The sequence below is a fragment of the Aureimonas ureilytica genome, from assembly GCF_001475935.1.
Taxonomy (GTDB): domain Bacteria; phylum Pseudomonadota; class Alphaproteobacteria; order Rhizobiales; family Rhizobiaceae; genus Aureimonas; species Aureimonas ureilytica_A.
Window position 1 is genome coordinate 236,342 of the sequence record NZ_LDQA01000001.1, and the last position, 19,521, is coordinate 255,862.

Annotated in this window: 14 protein-coding genes and 1 tRNA gene; 2 read left to right on the forward strand and 13 right to left on the reverse strand. The window is 64.1% G+C overall.

Translation table 11 applies throughout. The features are described 5' to 3' along the window. Nucleotides 1-39: 39 nt before the first annotated feature. Together glmU and NS365_RS01065 are read right to left on the reverse strand one after the other, a co-directional pair. Nucleotides 40-1,392, reverse strand: coding sequence for a bifunctional UDP-N-acetylglucosamine diphosphorylase/glucosamine-1-phosphate N-acetyltransferase GlmU (glmU, locus tag NS365_RS01060; RefSeq protein ID WP_058598414.1), 1,353 nt, complete (start codon nt 1,390-1,392; stop codon nt 40-42). 57 nt (nt 1,393-1,449) lie between these two features. Next, nucleotides 1,450-2,190 carry a cytochrome c biogenesis CcdA family protein gene (locus tag NS365_RS01065; protein WP_058598415.1) on the reverse strand — a complete coding sequence of 247 codons (741 nt, stop codon included), beginning with the start codon at nt 2,188-2,190 and terminating at the stop codon, nt 1,450-1,452. A 163-nt stretch (nt 2,191-2,353) separates the two neighbouring features. Here NS365_RS01065 and NS365_RS01070 point away from each other — a divergent pair. Continuing rightward, a tRNA-Lys gene (locus NS365_RS01070) sits at nt 2,354-2,429 on the forward strand. A gap of 169 nt (nt 2,430-2,598) precedes the next feature. Here the strand turns inward: NS365_RS01070 and NS365_RS01075 are convergent. The 3 genes from NS365_RS01075 to NS365_RS23400 form a co-directional block, all read right to left on the reverse strand. Then, nucleotides 2,599-3,060 carry a hypothetical protein gene (locus NS365_RS01075; protein ID WP_058598416.1) on the reverse strand — a complete coding sequence of 154 codons (462 nt, stop codon included), beginning with the start codon at nt 3,058-3,060 and terminating at the stop codon, nt 2,599-2,601. A 4-nt stretch (nt 3,061-3,064) separates the two neighbouring features. Then, nucleotides 3,065-3,229, reverse strand: coding sequence for a hypothetical protein (locus NS365_RS24320; RefSeq protein ID WP_193753354.1), 165 nt, complete (start codon nt 3,227-3,229; stop codon nt 3,065-3,067). Between the two features lie 82 nt (nt 3,230-3,311). Then, a complete protein-coding gene (locus NS365_RS23400) occupies nt 3,312-3,950 on the reverse strand; it encodes an N-acetylmuramoyl-L-alanine amidase (RefSeq protein ID WP_082684334.1) in 639 nt (212 codons plus the stop codon). 272 nt (nt 3,951-4,222) lie between these two features. Here NS365_RS23400 and NS365_RS01085 point away from each other — a divergent pair, with 272 nt between their 5' ends. Continuing rightward, the gene (locus tag NS365_RS01085) at nt 4,223-5,515 is read left to right on the forward strand and encodes a hypothetical protein (RefSeq protein ID WP_058598417.1); all 1,293 of its coding nucleotides are present in this window, start codon (nt 4,223-4,225) and stop codon (nt 5,513-5,515) included. Here NS365_RS01085 and NS365_RS01090 read toward each other — a convergent pair. Genes NS365_RS01090 through NS365_RS01125 form a run of 8 tightly spaced genes read right to left on the reverse strand, consistent with a single transcriptional unit; the run spans nt 5,508 to nt 19,510 of the window. Further along, nucleotides 5,508-7,319 (reverse strand): hypothetical protein, encoded by a 1,812-nt coding sequence (locus NS365_RS01090; protein WP_153003593.1) that lies wholly within the window; start codon nt 7,317-7,319, stop codon nt 5,508-5,510. The two genes, NS365_RS01085 and NS365_RS01090, sit on opposite strands and share 8 nt — an antisense overlap. A 2-nt stretch (nt 7,320-7,321) precedes the next feature. Further along, nucleotides 7,322-8,134 carry a hypothetical protein gene (locus NS365_RS01095; protein ID WP_153003594.1) on the reverse strand — a complete coding sequence of 271 codons (813 nt, stop codon included), beginning with the start codon at nt 8,132-8,134 and terminating at the stop codon, nt 7,322-7,324. After that, nucleotides 8,065-10,668 carry a hypothetical protein gene (locus NS365_RS01100; protein ID WP_058598420.1) on the reverse strand — a complete coding sequence of 868 codons (2,604 nt, stop codon included), beginning with the start codon at nt 10,666-10,668 and terminating at the stop codon, nt 8,065-8,067. The genes NS365_RS01095 and NS365_RS01100 overlap by 70 nt, the downstream gene beginning before the upstream one ends. A gap of 1 nt (nt 10,669) precedes the next feature. After that, complete coding sequence (locus tag NS365_RS01105; RefSeq protein WP_058598421.1) at nt 10,670-13,189, reverse strand: hypothetical protein; 2,520 nt, start codon at nt 13,187-13,189, stop codon at nt 10,670-10,672. Beyond that, complete coding sequence (locus NS365_RS01110; protein WP_153003595.1) at nt 13,186-16,203, reverse strand: phage tail tip lysozyme; 3,018 nt, start codon at nt 16,201-16,203, stop codon at nt 13,186-13,188. Before NS365_RS01110 ends, NS365_RS01105 begins: the two co-directional genes overlap by 4 nt. Before the next feature lie 5 nt (nt 16,204-16,208). Further along, on the reverse strand, nt 16,209-16,811 hold the full coding sequence (locus tag NS365_RS24325; RefSeq protein ID WP_058598423.1) for a hypothetical protein: 603 nt from the start codon (nt 16,809-16,811) through the stop codon (nt 16,209-16,211). Next, nucleotides 16,811-18,886 carry a hypothetical protein gene (locus NS365_RS01120; protein ID WP_058598424.1) on the reverse strand — a complete coding sequence of 692 codons (2,076 nt, stop codon included), beginning with the start codon at nt 18,884-18,886 and terminating at the stop codon, nt 16,811-16,813. The genes NS365_RS24325 and NS365_RS01120 overlap by 1 nt, the downstream gene beginning before the upstream one ends. Then, on the reverse strand, nt 18,887-19,510 hold the full coding sequence (locus NS365_RS01125; protein ID WP_058598425.1) for a hypothetical protein: 624 nt from the start codon (nt 19,508-19,510) through the stop codon (nt 18,887-18,889). It abuts the gene before it with no gap. Between the last annotated feature and the right edge of the window lie 11 nt (nt 19,511-19,521).

The window sequence follows — 19,521 nt, forward strand, 5'->3', positions numbered from 1 at the left end:
TCAAATTTGATTGCGGGAGTTCGAAGACGGGGGGTATCTTCAGGTCTTGGCGGCTTTGCGAGCGGCGTTGCGTTCGTTGATCTCGCGGCCCCGACCGTCCTTCACCACCTGACGCGTCCGCGCGATGGCCAGCGCATCGGCCGGGACGTCCTCGGTCACCGTGCTGCCCGATCCGATATAAGCGCCATCGCCAATCGAAAGAGGCGCGACCAGCGCGGAGTTGGAGCCGATAAAGGCTCTTGCCCCAATCTCCGTCCGGTACTTGTTGTAGCCATCGTAATTGCAGGTGATCGTGCCTGCGCCGATATTGGTTTCGGCGCCGATGCTGGCGTCGCCGAGATAGGTCAGATGACTGACCTTGGCGCCCTCGCCGACCGTCGTGCTTTTGATCTCGACGAAATTGCCGACTTTCGCCCCCGCACGCAGATCGGCGCCCGGGCGCAACCGTGCGTAGGGGCCGACCGAGGCCTTCGAGCCGACACTCGCTCCCTCGAGATGACTGAAAGCATGGATCACCGCGCCGCTGCGAACCACCACGCCGGGTCCGAAAACGACATTCGGCTCGATCACCACATCCGGCTCCACCACCGTATCGGCGGCGAAAAATACGGTCTCCGGGGCGACGAGCGTGACGCCCGACAACATCATCTCCTCGCGCCGTCGCGTTTGCCACAAGGATTCGACGCGCGCCAGTTCCAGCCGCGTGTTGACGCCTAGAACGTCCTCTTCGTCCGCCATTACCATTCGGACCGGGAGCCCATCCTCCCGCGCGATGGCCACGACATCCGTCAGATAGAACTCGCCCTTGGCATTCTCATTGCCGATGCGCGTGAGGAGCTTCAAAGCCAAACGGCCATCGAGCGCCATCACGCCGCCGTTGCAGAGATCGATCCTCCGTTCGGCCTCGGATGCGTCCTTTTCCTCGCGAATGGCGACGAGATCGGCGCCTTCGAGAATGAGGCGGCCGTAACCCTGCGGCTTGGATGTTCGGAAGCCGACCACGCAGACGGCTGTGCCAGCCGCGATCTCCGCCCGCGCGGCCTTCAGCGTTTCGGCTCGCACGAGTGGCGTATCCCCAAACAGAATCAGGACGTCATCGAATCCTTGCTCCAAGACGCGGCGTGCGGCCAGAGCCGCATGAGCGGTTCCCAGGCGCTGCTCCTGCGAGACATGGCGAAGGGAAGGATCGGAGGACGACAAAAGGCTGATCACGCTTTCCGCGTCCCGTCCGGCCACCACGACGGTTTCCGTTGAGCCAGCTGCCATTGCGGCATCGACCGCATGCAGGACGAGCGGGCGACGCGCCACTTCGTGCAGCACCTTCGCCCGTGACGATTTCATCCGGGTTCCCTCACCGGCAGCTAGAACGATGGAGAGGCAGGTGCGGATCATCGGCAGCTTTCCGGGATAGTGAGAATGGAATTCGACTGGGCGGGAGCCATACGAAGCTCAGCCGATTTTTTGAAGGGCTGGGAATGTTTCCAAGAGCCAAAACGACATCGCCTGCATTCCACCCGTCAGAAACAGAATACCCGTGACGACCAGCATGACGCCCATCGACTTCTCGATCAGGCCGAAATGGGCACGAATACGACTGGCCGCGCGCAGGAAACTCGCGGAAAAGGCCGCCGCCAGAACGAAGGGAATTCCGAGGCCGGCGGAATAAAGGCTCAAGAGAACCATTCCTTCCGTCACGGATTGCCGCGCGCCGGCTAGACCCAGGATCAGACCGAGCACGGGGCCGATGCAGGGCGTCCAGCCAAACGCGAAAGCGAGACCCATCAGATAGGCACCGCCCAGTGATCGTCGGGGCGCGTCCGCTTGAAACCGTGCCTCGCGCGACAGAAAATCGAGTCTGAGTACACCGAGGAACTTCAGGCCCATAAGGATAATGCCGATGCCGGCGATCAATCCGAGCCAATCGAGATTGCGGCGGAGCAACTGGCCGAGCGTGCTGGCTCCCGCTCCCAGGAGAACGAAGACGGTGGAGAATCCGAGCACGAAGACGATCGCGGTCCAGACCAGTCTTCCGTAGCCCGCGCGATCCTCGACGTGACCGCGACGCAACTCGTCGGCTGATACACCTGCCATATAGCAGAGGTATGGCGGAACGAGGGGAAGAACGCAGGGCGATAGAAACGACAGGGCACCCGCCAGAATCGCGGTCGGATAGGACAGGTCGGCGATCAAAACGGAACCCTTGTCTGCAAAACATCATCCGGCACGCTTCAGCCGGTCTTACGCCGAACCCAAGCGGCATTCAAACCCTGGGGGCGATTGCATGAAAGCGGTTGACCACAGCCGATGAGCTTTCTATGGTCCGCGCATTCCAAACATGGCTCCATGTTGGTTCGAGCGCGTAGCTCAGTTGGTAGAGCACGTGACTTTTAATCATGTGGTCGTGGGTTCGAGTCCCACCGCGCTCACCATAAAATCAAGCACTTAGCTGTGATCCACCTGAACAATATGAGAACAGGTGAGACGGTGAGACGATAGCCCTCGTCTCACCTACGCCGCGACCTTTCATCACTCAGGCAAAGAGCGGCTTGGCTGTGTTGAAGACAGGCATATTCTCGCATCTATTGCCATGGTCGATCCTCAGTGCGAGTTCGTGCGAGGCGTGATGATTCGACGGCTGTCCATGCGCTCCAAGATTTCGCGCATGACACGGATGTCGGAGATCAGGCTGTTGACCGTCCCTTCCAGCTTGCCAATCGCTTCCTTGGTCGAGGAAATGCTTTCGTCCGCGCGCGCGACGCGAAAGGTCAGTTCGTCCACGCGGCGCAACTGCGCGTCGATCCCGGCGAACCGCTGGTCGTTGCGGCCCGCCAGCTCTGCCAGCTCGTTGGCGCGCTTGTCGTGATAGGCTTCATGCGCGACCTTGAACTCTTCCAGCCGCTCGATCTTGTAGCCCGTCGTGAAGAAGGTCGAGGCGGCGGCGAACGCCACCGCCCCGACCGCGATCACCGTCTGCACGTTCCAGTTCTGCGTAAACCAACTCACGACGCCGCTTCTCCTGGGCTGAATGTCATTGAGGGTGCCGGCGTCTTGAGCGGTCATGGCGTCACGCTTCCGGGCTGGGCGGCGTGTTCGCCGGCGCTCGGTAGACCGCGATCGCGCAGAGTGCGGCTGAGGCAGCGACGTTCACGACGCCGACCAGGACATAACCCCACCAGGGCATCGGCACGTCAGGCGGCACCACGACGGCCGCCGTGCCAGGCGCCGACACGGCCCCGAGCAGCGCACCGGCCGCGCCGGCGGCGATGGCCTTCGAGACATTTGAATAGCGTTCGAGAATGATCCTACCTCCTTCAGACGAGGGCTTTGACGAAAGCGCGCGCGACCCAACCCGTGTCGCCACCGGCGAGGCGAACCGCCAGCCAGTCGCTTGTCTGGGCTTCGATCGAAAGGCGCGTTCCCTTGGCCAGTGAAGCCTTCACGGCCGCATCGCCATTGGGTGCTTCGCGCAGCCGCAGACCCTGCCCGGTGACGACGCCCGCGCCGATCGCGGAATGCGCGGGCGCCGCCGGCGCGATGTCGAGAAGGCCCGCATATTCAGATCGGGCGTCGAAGCAGGGGCAAGCCTTGGCGGCATAGTCGCGATGTCCGGAGATCAGGCGGATGCCGGGATGCTCACGCAGGAGACGATAGAGAAGCGCCCGCATGGCCTCTCGCTGGGCCGCTGTGCGCGTGTCCTTCGGGCGAAGCTGCGCAACGACGCCGCCGACATAGACGACGCCGATCGTCGTGGAATTGCGACCGGCGACATGGGAGCCGACCTGTTCGACCGGCCTGCCCTCGTGAACCGATCCGTCGCGGTAGACGACGAAGTGATAGCCGATGTCCTTCCAGCCGCGCGCCAGATGCCAGGCGCGAATATCCGCGACCGTGAAATCCTCGCCTTCGACGGTCGCGGTGCAGTGGACGATGACTTCCGTGAGCTTGCGCAAGGCGGCCTCGCAGCATGAGGATCGATGCTGCGAGACTAAGGTACGCTAAGCCTCATCAAGTGCCGGTGGCGCCTATGGGGCGCGACGGATGTCCTATCCGATCATATGGAGGAGGGGATATTTAAAGCTAACGTGCATGACCCAAAACCCGACGAAGCGCTTCTCGCTCACCTGCAAAGCCTTGTAAGAATGGTGGATGCGGCATTGACAACCGTCTGGCGAAAAGCGGACAGAGGAACGCAAGACTGACACGTAAAGATTGAAACACACTAATGTGGCTGAAGCGCGCGAATCCGGTGGAGCTAGCTCTTTTCACGGGTTGGTTCATACTGCTCTTATGGGTATTTAGCCACACCTCCGCCCTCGTTCCCGACGAACAGATATTCCTTAATCTCAGCCACGGTTACAGCCTTCCAGAAATTCTTCTTGGTCCATCCAAGTACGGCTATGGACAGCTTTTCTGGCTTATAATTCACTTCTGCTCGGGTTTGACCGCGCGCGCCATTGCAATGGCCGCGATGCTGACAACGCCATTACTGATATGCGCCACTGTATCCGACCGTTCCGTCTTTGGTCGAACTCTCGTTTTCCTACTTTGGCTATCAATGCCTATTGCGTTCTGGACGGGGAAGCTAATTGGGCCTGAACTTATGTCAATGGGACTTGCGTCCGGTGCTGTATTCGCGCTCCACCGTGAGCGTCTTATGTATGCAGGCCTTCTGAGCGGCTTGGCTGTTGGCCTCAAACTTAGCGGCGCACCAATAATTTTCTTTATCGGCCTGCTGATTTTACTTGAAAAACCCAACCCTCTCCGTAGCGCCATCAATTTCTGCCTGTGTGCGATTGTCGGGGCTTTCATCGCCTATCCAGGATTATTATTTTCCGAACCAACTGGCGTATCGACAGCGGATGTATCGCTAGCGCGAGTTCTGACCAACCTCAACATGTCGCGCTGGGAGTGGGATGGAGTCTTCTCAGGTGGGGTTCTAAGTTTCACCTTAGCTACAGGACCCTTTATCGGCTTCATGGCTTTCGCTTTATTCAGCTACTGGCGTGGAGCTCTAGCCCTTGTAGTAGCATTTGTAGCGCTGATCCTACTTATGTCTACGTCGGAAACTCAATACGGATGGTACGTTATTCCATTGGTGCCCGCCATTCTATACGTCGCAGGGCGGTTCGTTGACAGTCGGAGTTATGCGCCTTCCATCCTCGCTGCCATAGTCGGCGTAAATTTTGCGAGCAGCGCGATAACGACTTCGGATATGTTGGTTCAAAAGCATTATCAAATTGAAGCGCTGGAAAACCCGCAATGGTCGAAGTGCATTCAAAACAATCTTTCTCGACTACCCAATGGCACATCACTTGTCAATATCAGCGAGTTCGGCTCCGATATTATGATACCTGGCAACTTGAAGACCCTTTTATCGGACAAAATGAACCAAGCTGACGCCGTTATAGTTATGCGGAGGCTTATGGTAAGCGACGCTATAAAGGAGACGGTGAAAAAGTTTCCTTTCGTTCTCTCTTGCGGCGAAGCATATATCTTTACGCGTGAAATCAATTAACGCTTCGCGAGATTTCGATTGCGGTCGTGGCGTCGATGAACATCAGTTCGAGAATGTCGTTGTTTGTGACACCGAAGTTGCCTGCGAGCATAAGGTTCGACGCAGCGCTCAAGGTGAGATTGCCCCGGAACCGAAGGGCCACGCGCCTGCCCGGCCATCCACCCGTGAAGCCGAAAATGTTCGTGGTGCCTGTCACCTCAACCAGTCGCCCCGGAGGAAGCTTGACCGTCGAACCTGAGGGGACGGAGGGAATGGGGCTGGCCCCGGCGAAGATCGGCACATCCCCGATTTGGAAATCCAAGCCATCTCCGATGGAAATGGACGTGGAGTTGTTCACATTGTTCAAGAAGGCCGTCGTGACGCCCTGCACGACGCATGTGTCCACCGATACGTGGCTGTCGTTGAAGACGCCAATCGCATACTTGGAGGCACCCAACGCCGCCCCGGTGAGAACCACAGATCCCCGCACAACATGGAACAGTTCTTCCGCGCACACGGCGTAGAGGCCGCCCGTAACGCTGAGGATATTGCCCGTGCTCGCCGCTTGCATGTCGATTGCGTAGGCATGTGCGACCGCTTGGCAGCCATTCAGGACGGTGGTGCCGCAGTTGCCTGTGATGGCCCAACCGACGCTCGTCAGCGGCGGGAACAGATTGTAGTTATCTGCTCCGCAATTGATGAAGGTCAGGCCGTTCGCATTCTCAACCCGGAAGCCCGTCGCGTAGGCGAACGAAAAGCAGTTGATGAACTTGCCGGCGTCGGCATTGTTCAGGAAATGGAACGCCGCCCCGACGCGCCGATCGCGCTGGCCTGCATCCTGCCCGGATGCCGGACCGATCCCGAGGCTGGCGAACGGCCATCCGTGACAGTTGAAGAACCGAACAGGATCGCCGGCGGTATCGACACGAATGCCTTTCTGACAGTCGAAGTTGACGTTTTCGCAGATAAGACGCGGCGCCCAATAAGCATCAACCGCCTGAGCAAAGCCGCAGATCAGAAGATTCCGAAGGGTCACGTCGATAGTGTTCAGTGACTGACCCTTGTTGATTGTAATAGCGGTTCCTACGAAGTCACGATCGGCTCTGTTGGTCGGGAGACTGACCCCATACGGGAAGATATGGACGTTCTCGATCGTAGCCCCATCGGTCGGTTTGACCTGAGCGTTCGGGTTGACCAGAAGCGTGGAAGCCAACGAGTTGAAGACCTCGGCCGTGTAGTTGTCCTTCAGCCCAAAGTTGCTGCCCGTCCCGCGCAAAGTGACACAGGCCGGGATCAGGAGGCTATCAACGCGCAGGCGGGAGCCCTTACGGCCCCTCAGGATCACAGAGCCACCCGGCGGACACGCGTTGAGCGCCGCCTGCAAGGCGGACGTATCGTTAGTGACGCCGTCGCCCATCGCGCCAAACCATCTGGGATCGACGGCATCAGTGTACTGACGCACCCAGGCGCCGCTTGCACCTGTCGTGTCCATGGAGGGGGCGACGTAGAGACCCTGCGATGGATCGCTGGCGATCTCGCCGGCGTAGCTCCGGCTATCGTCCCAAGTGAACAATCCACCACGCGAGAAGAGATGCAGGATTGCGCTGCCAGATCGAGGAAGAGCAGCCAAGGCCGCAATCGAAGTGGGCGTCGGTAGGCCTCGAAGCATTGGTATGCCGCCAGGCGTGCGCCCGTCGTGTAGACGCACGTCCGCGCGGATTGGATCGACCGTCACTTCGCGTGGTGGGCCGATATAGGCGTCGAACGCGGCGGCGTTGGGAAGATCAGCGGCTCCGATACCGGCGAGTTGGCGAGGAATACGCATGGTCAGGAGTTCCAATCGTAGCCGGCAGTGTCCGGGGAGCTGTCGAAGTTGAAGTCATAGATCGAGGCTTTAATGAGTTCCGCGTAAAGGCCCGCCTGACGTGCCGAGCCAGAGGCCGCAAGCGCCTGTTCGGCGGCCTGGTCTCTGATGGTTCCCATCTGAGCCAACAGGCGTAGACGCTCCGGAACATCGGCGCGCAAACGCTGATCGAGATCGACGATCTCGGAGCTGTGCCGATCGACATCGCGGCGCAGACCAGTGATGGCGACGCCATGCGAGATCAAAGTGACGGTGTGCGCATCGACACGCGCGATCACGCCGCTGCAATCTCGTCGCAGCTCTTGGAGAACCGTCGCCTGTTTCGAAAGCTCGCGCTCCAGCGCTTCGCCGCTGATCGCGCCGCCGCGCATCACGTCGGACGAGCGCTCATGCAGTCGCCGGCTGACGACCTGGAAACGATCGCCTACGTCGAGGGCGTTGGTGAAGCCGACATGAAAGAAGGCGAATGGCGCGGCCGTGTCCTTCGACACATAGGCCGCTTCGGGTGCCAGCTCCGCGCCGTCGCGCGCGGTCAGCACGACGATGTCGGCGGCGTCCCATATGCGAAAGCCGAACGGTCCATAAACCGTCCGGCCATCGCCCTGCAGAATGTCGGAGCTTCGCGTTTCTCGCGGCAGCGGATAGGGGTTCGCCAAGCCAAATCCCTCGAATGATGATGGATCAGCATCACCCGAGGCAGAGAAGCTTAACTGCGCGGTTCCGGCGGTTCGGCGATGCGCGGACCGCGCGACGGCAGTGCCTGACCAGGCGCCCACCAATATTCCTGACCGGTCCGCCCCTTCAGGCCGCTCGCCTTCGACTTGAAGCTCTTGTCGGCTTCCGGATCGGTGAGCCACTGGAGTTGGTCGAGGAAGAGCCGGCGATAGGCCCCGCGTGTCGCCCAGTTCGATGCGAGAACGGGCGTGTAGCGCCCGGCGAAGTCCACCGCTTTGCGCCCCGGATTGACCTTCTGGCCCGTCGCCGCCTGGACGGGCAGACCCACGGCAACCCCGGCCGCGTCAGATAGGAAGCTCCAGCCGGGACCGAGCGCGGTATCGGCGACGCCACCCCCAAAGCGGTTCGAAGACGAGTTGATGAAGTCGCCGAACAGACCGAAGCCGCCGCCCGTCATCACCGCCTTGAACCAGAAGCTCGGCGTGGTCATGTCCTCCATGTCCTTGCCGTCGAGCATCGCGCGAATTTGCGTCGCCATGGCACCGCCCAGCGTCAGCGAAACGAGCATGGCGGCCGCATAGCCTGCTGCCGCTTGCTTGCCGCCTGTCTGCATGGCGGTGATCCGCTGCAAGGCTTCGAGCTGGAGCGTCGTGAACGACAGGCCGAAACTCTTGAACTGAAGCGCGAAGTTGGCGAACTCGCCAAGGAACGTGCCGCGCGTCACGCCGCCGGTGACGAAGGATCGGGCGTTCGGCGTCCCGCCCGGCGCCGATCGTTCCGACCAGGCGGCCGTCAGTTCGGCCAGTTTCTCGGCCACCTCGCGATGACGAAGCGCCTTTTGCTCGGCCGCCAGCTCAGCGTCCACCAGCGGGCCGTCTGGCCCGGCCTTGAGATAGCGGACCTCGCCGCCGCTATTGGCGATCGACATCGGCGTGATGAAGCCGGCAGGATCGACGCTGGCGCGCATGATCTCCCAATCCGCCGCGTCGATGCCGAAGCCTTCCATGGTCACGCGCAGGCGCTCGGGAAGCGCGGCGAAGTCCGAGGCCGCGTGATCGGCAAGGGTCGCCTGCCAGGCGCGCGCCTCGACCAGCTTTCGGCCTGTGGTCAGCGGCTTCAGACCGCTCAGCATCATCGAGCGGTCCACCAGATATTGCGACCAGGTGTGGCCGAGCATCGGGCCGACATAGCGGGCCTCGCCCTCAATGGAGTGAAGGTAGTCGTCCCACAACACGCCGGCGCGCTGGATTTCTTCCCGGTTCGATGCCTTCAGCATCTGAAGCATGGAGCCCATGTCCTTCAGGATCGGGAGACCCGCGAGGCGGCGCGCCGCCTGTGCGAGGAACGGATCGGTCAGAGCGGCCGTGACGCCGGCGCCGCCCAGGAGCGCCGCGTTCATCAGGTTCTTGACGGTGCCGGTCGCCGTCGCGATGCCGCTTGCCGCCGACGACGCGCCGCGAAGGTCGCTCCAGAGGGCACCGACGCGCCATTCGGCGAAGGCACCCGGTTCCAAGCCGCGCGCCCATTTTGCGCGATCGCCGGCAAGACCCGCCATCGACACGCGGCCTAGATCGCCCTTGGCGATCTCGACGCGAATGTTATGGGTCATCCACTGAACCATAGCGTTCGGGTTCGGCCCGAGCACTTCGAGCGCCGCGATGTCGCTCGACATGCCGTTGATGTGGCGGAAGATCGCCTGCACCGGGTCGCCGTTCCCGAAGGTCCGGTTATAGGTCATCCAGTCGTCGGCCGACTTGAACGTCAGGAAGCGATGGTCCTGCCGCTGCGTGGCGAGCGAGCCGGCGCCCATGGACTTCATCTGCGGCGCATGGTGCGCCCATCCGCTCGTCATGATGCTGTCGAAGACGTGGTCGAGCGCCTTATCGAGACCGGCGACGCCGACCGGCTCGGCCGTCAACGGGTGCAACATGCGGTCGGGATCGACCATGGGGCGAATGAACGCCTTCCATTTGGCGCGTCGCTCCGCGTCGCTGCTTCCCAGTTGCCGGATGGCGAGGCCGTTATGCGAGTGCGGCAAGCCGAATCCATCGAGCTTCGGGATCGCGCCGCCGGCGGCATTGAAGCGGTTTCGGAGATCCTCGAACACGCCGGCGATGTCGGACGCAAAACGCGCGGCCGTCGCATCGCCCGCCGCTTCGCCGTGCAACTCGCGGACGATGTCGCGCACGAGGCCGGCGCTCGCCGATCGGCGTCCGGTCACAAGGCTGCGGCTGGTCGCCGTCATCACGTCCGTTAGCTTGCCGTGTGCCATGGACAGGATCGCTTCCGTCCGGCCGCGCACACTCTCGCCGCCGGCATAGCCGTAGTGCGACAGCACCTGCACGGCCGCCTCATACACGTCCGCACGCCCTTGTTCGTCGCGATAGCCAAGGATGCGATTTTTCAGCCGCACCCGCGCCTGTTCCGTCAGCACGGCGCGCCGCTTCTTCTCGATCGCCTGCGCGCGTAGCTCGCGCGCCAGCTCATCCTTCGCCGCTTGAGCCGCCGCGTCGTCGCCGAGCTGGAGACGCTTTTGGGCGAATTTGCCTTCGAAGTCGCGCAGGAGGCTTTCGCCTTCCTCCCGCGTCATGTCGCCCGCCTCGATCGCGCCGCGCAAACAATCCTGAAACGCCATCTCAAACCTCGCAGAAACTCACGGCATCGGACAGGAAGCCGTCGCGCTCGGCTTGCGCCAGCAGCTCGCGGCCGGTGGTGTATCGGGTCGCGCCGTCCGCATCGGTCCCGTTCGGGATCGCATCCCAGAGCGAGACCTGGCCTTCCGCCTCGGCAGCTTGGAACAGGCTCGGCTCTTCCGGCATGACGCCCGCCGCCGCCTCAGCCTCGCGCGTCGCCGGCTCGGCGACATGAGTGGGCGCCAGTTGCGGCGTCGGCGCTTCCAGAAGCGCCGGCAGACCATCGCGCTCGATGGCGCCCTGAACGTCGGCGATAAAAGCCCTCGCCTCGCGGGTCGCATTGGAACCGCCCGCAAATCGCCGTGCAGCCTCCGTGAGCGCGTCCGAGACGGGGCCGCGTGTTCGGGCCATCCGTTCGATGATCGCGCCCACGGTGTCCGCTGTGACCGCACGAACGGCATTACCTTCGAGGTCGAGCGCGTTGCCCGCCTCCTGGATCACATCGGCACGATCGCCGAGCATCGCGAAAAGCCGCTTGTCCTGCCGCAATACCTTCACGGCTGCGTCGAGCACCTTCACGCGCTCACCCAGAAGCGACTTCGCCAGGTCGAACGAGCCGAACATATCGGTCTGCGTTTCGTGCCGGACGCCGCTCGCCATGATTTCCTCAATCAGGGAGCGCGCGACGCGGTCGGTTTCCGGATCGAACTTGGCGAGATCGGCGATCGCCGCCGCGTGCATCGTGGGATCAGGCACCAGCTCGCCGATCAGCGCGGCATGGTTCTGGTCGATCACACCGTTGACGGCCATGCCCCAGGCGTCGTCGGACAGCCGGGCGAGCGCCGTCGCCTTGCGCATCATCGCGCCCGACATCGGCAAGCCATCGTCCAGAAGGTCGGGTCGATCGCGCATGACGCGCGCGGCGTCGATCGCCTCGCCCGATCCTTCCTGCATGTTTTTTTTGGCCGCCAGCGCCCGCACGTCTTCCGCCGTCCAGCCGTCCGCCTCGCGGAACAGATAGCCGTCGAGCCGGACATTCGCGTCACCCTCGCCTTGCAGCCGCTTGGCGAGCCCAAGGCGCTGGTGCCCGTCCGCGACGAAGCGTTGCCCGTCCGTGCGCTCATGCACCATGACCTTGCCCGACGCGGTGGCGTCCCAGCGCTTCACCCCGCGCAGGCGATCGGTCACGCCGGCCTCGTCGCCGCCGCCCTTGTATTGGTAGGCGACGGCGTCCGTATCGAGGGATCGCGGATCGAACCGCTCGAAGGCCACCGGCCTGCCCTGCACTTCCACCCGTTCGGCCGACGGCGCAGCTTCCGACAGGACGATGTTTTCCGAAGGATCGCGCGGGGCCTTGATGACCGGCCCCGCCGGCATGGGCTCGCCGCGCTCGATCGCGTGTGTCGCGGCATTGCGCATCGCGCCCGCCTCGTCGTCGGTGAGGCCGGGCAGCGAGCCGAACGCCGCATCGTCGAGTGTCTTTTGGTCCGCCGCGACGCGAGCCGTGCGCAGCTCGGCCGGGTCAAGCTCGATGCCGAGGCGGCGCGCCACGTCCTCGAAGTCGCCGGCCTTGGCCTCGCCCGTCGCCAGCCGCTCGATCGCCTCGATGCCGGGGCGATCCGTCACCTTCAGCGCCGCCGCCACCTCACGGCCGCCCTGGACGAGACCACCGAACGCGCCGCCGAAGAGACCGGCCAAGCCGACCTGCTTCAGCGCCGGCACGATCCCGCTTTCAAGACCGTTCTCGGCGCGCCATTGCTGCGCCCGGCTTTGAACGGCAGCTTCCACGCCGCCATTGATGACGGCTTCGGTCAGCACGGTTTGACCGATGCGTCCGACGACGCCCTTTGCCACGCCGGCACCACCGCCGAGGAAGAGGGTCGCGACCTGGAGCGGATCGCGCAGGGAGCCTCGCGCGGCGCCGGCGAAGGTCGCCGCCAACCTCGACACGCCAGACAGGTCTTCGGCCGCCCTCGCCGCGTTCTTCTGGCGCTGTTCTGCCCCTGTCACGATCAGGCGCGTTTCGGCGTCGAAGTCCGGATTGAAAAGCTGCGCCTGGTCTGGATGCTGTTGGCTCAGCTCGGCGAGCTTGGCGCGGAAGTCTGCCATCTCGCGATCGGCCGCATCGCGGAGCGTCGCACGGCCACCCATCACGTCGGGTCCAGCACCGAAGTCCGCGACCACGGACCCTTTGCTCAGCTCCATGGGATTGCGGAGCTGGACGCCGGTCACCTCATGGATGCGCGCGATCCGCCGGCGATAAGCTTCGATCTGCGCGTCCTCCCGCGCGAACGTGTTGTCGGCGAAGCGTTGGGCCTCGTCGTTCGCCGAATAGAGTTCGCCCATCCGATCGCGCGTCTCGTCGTTCCAGAGATCGCCGATCAGGTTGGCTTCCTGCCGCATCAGCATGACGCCGGGCAGATATTCGAGCGGGCCGAGATTGACGCCGGCTGAATGGGGCTCGGCCCATGTCATGCCTCGCCCCGGCGCATCGTCCGGCGGCTGAAACTGGATGATGCTCAACGGAACGCCCCCGGAACACGCGCTTCAAGAATGGGCTTCATGGCGCCGATCGCCAGCACGAAGGGGCGACCGTCCGCCCCCTGTATCCATTGCGGATCGTCAGACGTGGGATCGCCCATCGCGAAGCGATAGCCGCCATAGACGGCAACGGGCGTTGCAGCCTTGATGTCGGCGGCACTGTAGGCTTTGCCGTTCTCGCGGCGAGGCGGCGCGGAGAAATAAGGCTTCCCGACGCGCGAGCGGCTTTCTCCGGTCGCAAGCAAGTCGCTGTCCCGAATGGCGTCGATCACGTCAACAAAGCGATCGGCGCGGATGGTGGGCGGCACGATCACGTCCTTTCGATTGCCGGTCGTGCGTCCCCCTAAATAGCCGTTGCTGATTTTTAACTTCGTAATTCCCCCATACTGCACGTCGCCATCGAACACGGCCCCTGTCGCTTCCTGAAGGGCTCGCTCGTAGATACCAACCACCGCTTCGCTTTTGGGATCGATCCCGGCTTTGGCAATCCGCGCTTTGGTAATGGCCTCAGCCGTCGCGATCGCGCGCGTGGCATCGGCAGGCGATCCCGCATAGGCTTGGCCGAAGGTCTGGGTCACTACAAATTTCTTCATGGGCTCTTTCAGAAAGTCCGGATGGTTCTTTCCGTCCGCGCCCTTACCGTAGCCGTCGATCACGTCGGCCGCCGCCTTGGGCGATCCGCCGCCGGCGAGGATGACACCCGCCTGCGCGATCGCCGGCGCATCGTCCTTCAGCTCGACCAGGATTGAACCGACGCTTGGGCCAGCCCCGCGCACGAGCCCGGCGGCGAGCGCCGCCGCGCCGGCGGGGTTCTGTTCCACCATGGCGCGGATCGCCGCCGCCTCGCCCGGCTTCAGGTATTTGGGCGTCACCCCGAAATGCTCGGCCGCCAGCTCGGCGCGCTCGACGCGCAGCTTCACCCGGCCGATCAGGTCATCGGGAGATTGCGCATCCATGAGCGATCCGTCTTCGGGCGGCAGGAGCCCCTTGCGCTCGGCGAGCCCGACCGGGTTTTCTCGCGCGGCCGTCTTCATGCGCTCCAGCTCGGCGCGCGCGAAATCCGCCGTGCCGTTCGACACGGCCGAGGCGTCACGCTCCAGGCCGAGGACATATGTTTCGGCCTCGTTCAGCGGCTTGTCGCGTAGGATGCGCGCGGCGCTGACCTTCTCCATGGTTTCATTGACGATGGCCGCACCCTTCGGGGCCGTCTTCCGGTCAAGCATGAAGCGGCCCATCTCGGCACTATCGACCTCGATGCCGGCGGCGACGCGCTCGGCGATCGAATCCCCTCGCGCCTTCAGCGTCCGATCGGCTTCCGAGCCGATGCGTTGCTTCTCGGCGCGGGTGCGATCCAGCGCCGCGTCCAGTTCGGCCCATCCCGCGCCGTCGATGCCGGCGAGCCCGCCGCTGGCGAAGTCCTTGCGCATGGTCTCCTTCAGCGCCGCGACCTCTTCGGGCGTCTTCAGAAGCTCGGCTTGTCGGCCGTAGAAGGACACGGCCGTCTGCCGGCGGCTGGCAAGCTTGGCCTTGGCCGCGTCGTCGGGATCGAGGATGCCTCGCGCTACGGCACTGTCGAAATGTGCGTCTCGGGCTTGCTGGCTCGACGCAATCGCTTCAGCAGCGTCGTCGCGCGTGGGATCGAAGCCGGCGACTGTCCGCGCTGTGATCGTTTCGAGTTCAGCATTCCGATTGAGGAATTCCGCTCGGTCGGCCTGCTTCCGCCGCTGGTCCAGGTTCTCCCGCGCCAGATGCCGGTAAGGCTGCGTCACATGCTGAAAGGCTTTGTCATAATCGGCCGCAACCTCAGGGAAGACATGGTCCTGCATGTGAACGGTGCGCAGGGCTTGGAAGGCGTTGTCCAGCGCGGCCGGATCATCTTTGAATTTGGAATAGACGGCGTCCACGTCGGTGCGGATCGTGGTGTCGAGCTGTTCGAGATAGGTCCGCATCCCGGCCGCGTCATAGGCGCGGCCCCGGATCGTCATGGACCCGGTCGGGCGAAAGCCGCCAGCGCCGCCGCTCCGGATCGAAGCGGGCTCGACCACGCGCGTCACGGTCGGCGGCCCGACGCTCTCGGGCGCGACAGACGTTGCGGCCGGTGCGTCGGCCGCCTTCGGCTGGCTTGCGGTCTGGGTCGGTGCGATCGTCTCGATGGCAGCGGCCGCTCCCGTAGGAGCCGGCGTCGGCGCGAGCGCCGTCGCGGTTGGCGCTGCCGGCTCATAGCCTTCACCGAACGACGCGGCCCAGAGCGTGTTGGCGAGCCTGTTATCCCAACCATGCCCGGCGCGCGGCGTCCGTGCCGTGTAGCCTCGGGGCCGTTCGAAGTGCATCAAGGCTTCGGCCGCCGACGTGTAATCGGTCGCCGCCTGGAGCCGGTTCCAGGCAAGGCGTTCGCCGGGGCTCGTCTTCAGCTCATGGACGAAGAAATCCATCTGCGTATCGACATCGCGCCAGTTCGCCCCGCGCGACTGCGCAAAACTCTGCAAGGCGGTGCGGCGCTCGTTGCGCCATTGCCAGATACCCGACGAGGTTCCGCTATCGCCATCCGGCCCGGCCGCGTTCAGAGAGCTTTCCTGTCGGCCATGCCCGACCGAAGCCGCCGCTGCGACGTGACTTAAACCGCGCTGGCGAAGCCCTTGATAGATATAGCGCCCGCGCTCGTCCAAGTCCTTCCCGCCTGTCGCGGGGGCCGGCAGGGACTGACCGGATGCGGCATAGGCCATCGGAGCGCCGCCGGTCGTGGTGGTGGTCACGCCGCCAGAGATTTCCGAAGGACGCGGCCCGTTCGCCAAGGCGTCGCGCAGGCCCGCCTCGCGACCTTCCTTCTCGGCATAGGCGTCGGCAATCTGGTCTGCGGTGGCAGCCGCGCGCGCGAACGCTTCCGCGACGCGGCGTTCGGGACCGCCGTCCGGACGATCGACAGCCAGAAGCCCGTCCTGAAGAACGGGCGAGACGCGGAAGGGCTTGTAGCCAACCGGCGAAGGGTTCTTGTTCATCGCCATCACCCCCGCATTCCAAAGCGAGCCGCGCCCTGAAGCAGAGCCATCGCGCCTGTCTTCTTGGCCGCGCGCCGGGTGGATGCGGCCTGCGTCTTCAGGTTGGACGCCCGCTCTTCGAGCCGCGCGACCCGAGAGCGTTCGGTTCCGATGGACGTTTCAAGCCCGACATCGGCTTCGCGGAAAGCTTCCTGCCGCGCCTGGCTCGGCGTCCCGAACGACAGATCGACGCCCGAGGCGGCATAGCTCGTCGCCTGATCGCCGATCGCGTCCATCATGGCGCGCTTGATGGAGGTCCGTCTTTCAATGCCTTGCAGCGTTTCGTTCGATTGCTGCATGATCGCGTCCTTGGCCGCCAGCTCCTGGTTCGTTGCCTCGATCTCGGCCGCATCATTCGCCGCGCTGACGGACATGAGCGTCGCGGTGCCGGCGAGAATGCTGGAGATGGTCGAGCCGAGCGATAGGCCAGCACCGGCAGCAGCCCCGGCACCGGCGGCAGCACCAGCGCCAGCCGCCGCGCCGGCGCCCGCCGCAGCGGTGCCGCCGATCCCCAGGGCGGAACCGACACTCGAAAACAGCGTCGTGAATGCAGCCGCGATCGGCGCCATCACAGTTTCTCCTCGAAGGTGAGATTGCGGACCCAGAGCGAGCCCGGCCGGGTTTGCGAGATGACGACCGTCGTGTCCTCGATCGCGCCGGGAATGCCCGCCACGGTGACGAGCTGCGTCTTGGGCGGCATCGGCTGGTCGGTCGGGTCGGACGTGCGCAGCAACGGCACGTCGCGAACCGGCGTCCCGTTCGCGCCGATCGCGATCGAGGTGGTGCCGAGAACATTCGCCTTGACCGTATGGACGCGGCCGGGGCGTCGAAGAACCTGGTCGCCCGGCAGAACCCGAACACGCGGCATGGACTGGAAGAGCGGCGCGATCCAGAGACCGACCGACAGAGCGGTGGACGGGAAAGGCGTTTTGATCGAACCGCCGGACACGGTGAACGGCCCATCCACGAAGCCGCCTGAAGTCATGATCCAGACCGCGCGCCCTTCAAAGGGCAAGCCGGACACGACCCCACCCGCATCGCTCACGCTATTCAGGGCACCCGCCAGCCAGGAGCCCGGCGCGAGCCATTCATATTGCAGCCCGTCCGGCCGCTCGACCACGAGCCAAAGCCGGTTGCTGGCATCCACGCCGATCGAGCGCACCGGCCCGCCCGCGTCATATTCGAAGAAGGCCGTGATCTCCTGATCGCGGATGATGGTCGCGCAGACCAGGCGTCCGTCAGAGCGCAGGAGCCAGAGACGCGGCGCGTCCGTGTCGTCGGTGCCGCGCTGAAGGTCGGACATGACGATGCCGTCCACCAGATGGCTCGCCAGAAGCGATTCCTGCCGCGACGTGAAGGCGGTGGACAGATCGTCATAGGCCGTCGAGAACAGGACGCCGCCTCGCTGGGCGACGAAATAGGTCCGGTTCTCGATCTCGGCGGGCCATGTCCCGCGCTGGAGCCCGTTGCGCCCGGTCTCCACGAAGTTCGACGGCTCGTTGCGCGCGATCGTTCGGTTGGTCGCGAAATATTCCGCCTCGTCGGTGAACACGAGCAGATATTGCCGGGCTGTGACGTGCAGGATTTCTTCGGCCGAGTTGGTCCGCAGGGCCTCCAGCTTCGCGCCGTCGCTGCGCTGGGCCTTGATGTTGACGTTGAAATATTCCGCTGTCTGCGACAGCAGGAGCGCGGAGGGGCGCGCCTTCAGCCCGGCATAGGCCAAGCGGTCCTGCACGATTGCCACGACGCCCGGCCAGCCGCGAGAGCCGGACATGAGAGCTTCGCCATCCGTGCGCCCGATCTGCGTATGGGTCGGCAGGATCGAGACGGTGCCCGTGTTCACGATCTGGGACGTGACAGCATACTCGGCCCCCGACTGAGCGCCGCCGAACGTCAGCGTGAACGTCTTGAGCCCGGAATTGACAAAGGTCTGATCGGCGACGAAACCGACGCCAGGCCCAAGCGAAGGCAGATCGCGAAGCTGAGTTTGCAGCTTGGCAGCCAGATCGTTCCATTGCGCCTGTGTGGCATCCTGAACCGCCGTGCCGAGCGTCTGGGCTTCGATCGTCTCGCCGTCCACGGTGATCGACACCACCGCGTCGGTCTTGTCGCCCGCCTGCGGCCAACGCAGGTAGAGCGTCCATTGATCTGCGGTCTTGGGATAGGTGCCGCCGAGATCCACCTCGGGGATGCGCTGGAACGGCCATTCGTCCAGCGACCAGACCCCATCGCTTTGACGCAGCACCCGAAGCGAGCGCAAATCCTTATGAAAAATGCCGATCGTGTCGCCTTCGAGATAAAGGTTCGCCTCGGCCGCGATCGTGGCCGACACGCCGGGAAGACCGACCTGGGCGACAAGGGCGAAGCCGAGAAAAATATCCAGCCGCCCCGGTAGGAGCGCCACGAAGAACGACTTCTCGCGGCTTTGCTTCAGTCGCCAGAAGCGCGGCGCGACCGTCGCGCCGACTGGCTGGATGCGCCTTGTGCCCGGCAGATTGCGAAAGCCCGCCTGCGCGACGGGCTCGATGTTCCGGAACCGGAGCCCGGCCGCGTAATATTGCTTGATGTCGATGCGGCCGGCGAGTTCCGGGGAGAACTCGCCGGCATTCATGGACTGCTGGCCTGAGCCGGGACGCGCCACCATTCAGAGCCACCGCGCGTCGTTCAGCGGATCGGATCGCAGAAGCGGCGAGGACACGGGCGCGGCGGCGCGATCCTGCGCGACCAGGCGGCCGAACGCGCCGCCGGTGCCGCCCTGTGCCGGGGTGCCGAAGGCCGTCGCCCACAGCTCGGCCGCCAGCCCCTCGTCCTGTTGCATCGGCACGGCCAGGCGCGAGGCGAGCGCCGTGGTGAAGGCCGAGCGGAAATTGGGCTCCCAGGCGACGGGATCGACTTCGACCTTGCAGCGCGCCCACACGGCGGGCTCATGCGCAAAGAGCGTCTCGCCTTCGATCGTGTAGTTGCGCAAAACGGCTTCGCTCGGGGCGACGGCGCGCAGCACCAGGAGCGGCGCGCCGAGCCGATCGCCGGGCAGCTCGAACCCGTAGGTCCAGCCATTGTCCGGCTTGGCCGCCAAGCGCGACAGGCGCGAGGTCCGGCGCGCGAAGGTCCAGTCGTGGAGACCGAAGCAAATGTCCACCACGTCGGGCCAGACGGCGTCGATCGCGCCGTTGGCGAAGCTTTCGTCATCGAGCGAGAAGGACGGCGCCTGCCCGAGCTGGATCAGCGCGCGATTGACGATCGTCGCCTTGTCGATCGGCTGGGCCATGGCGCCGCCCT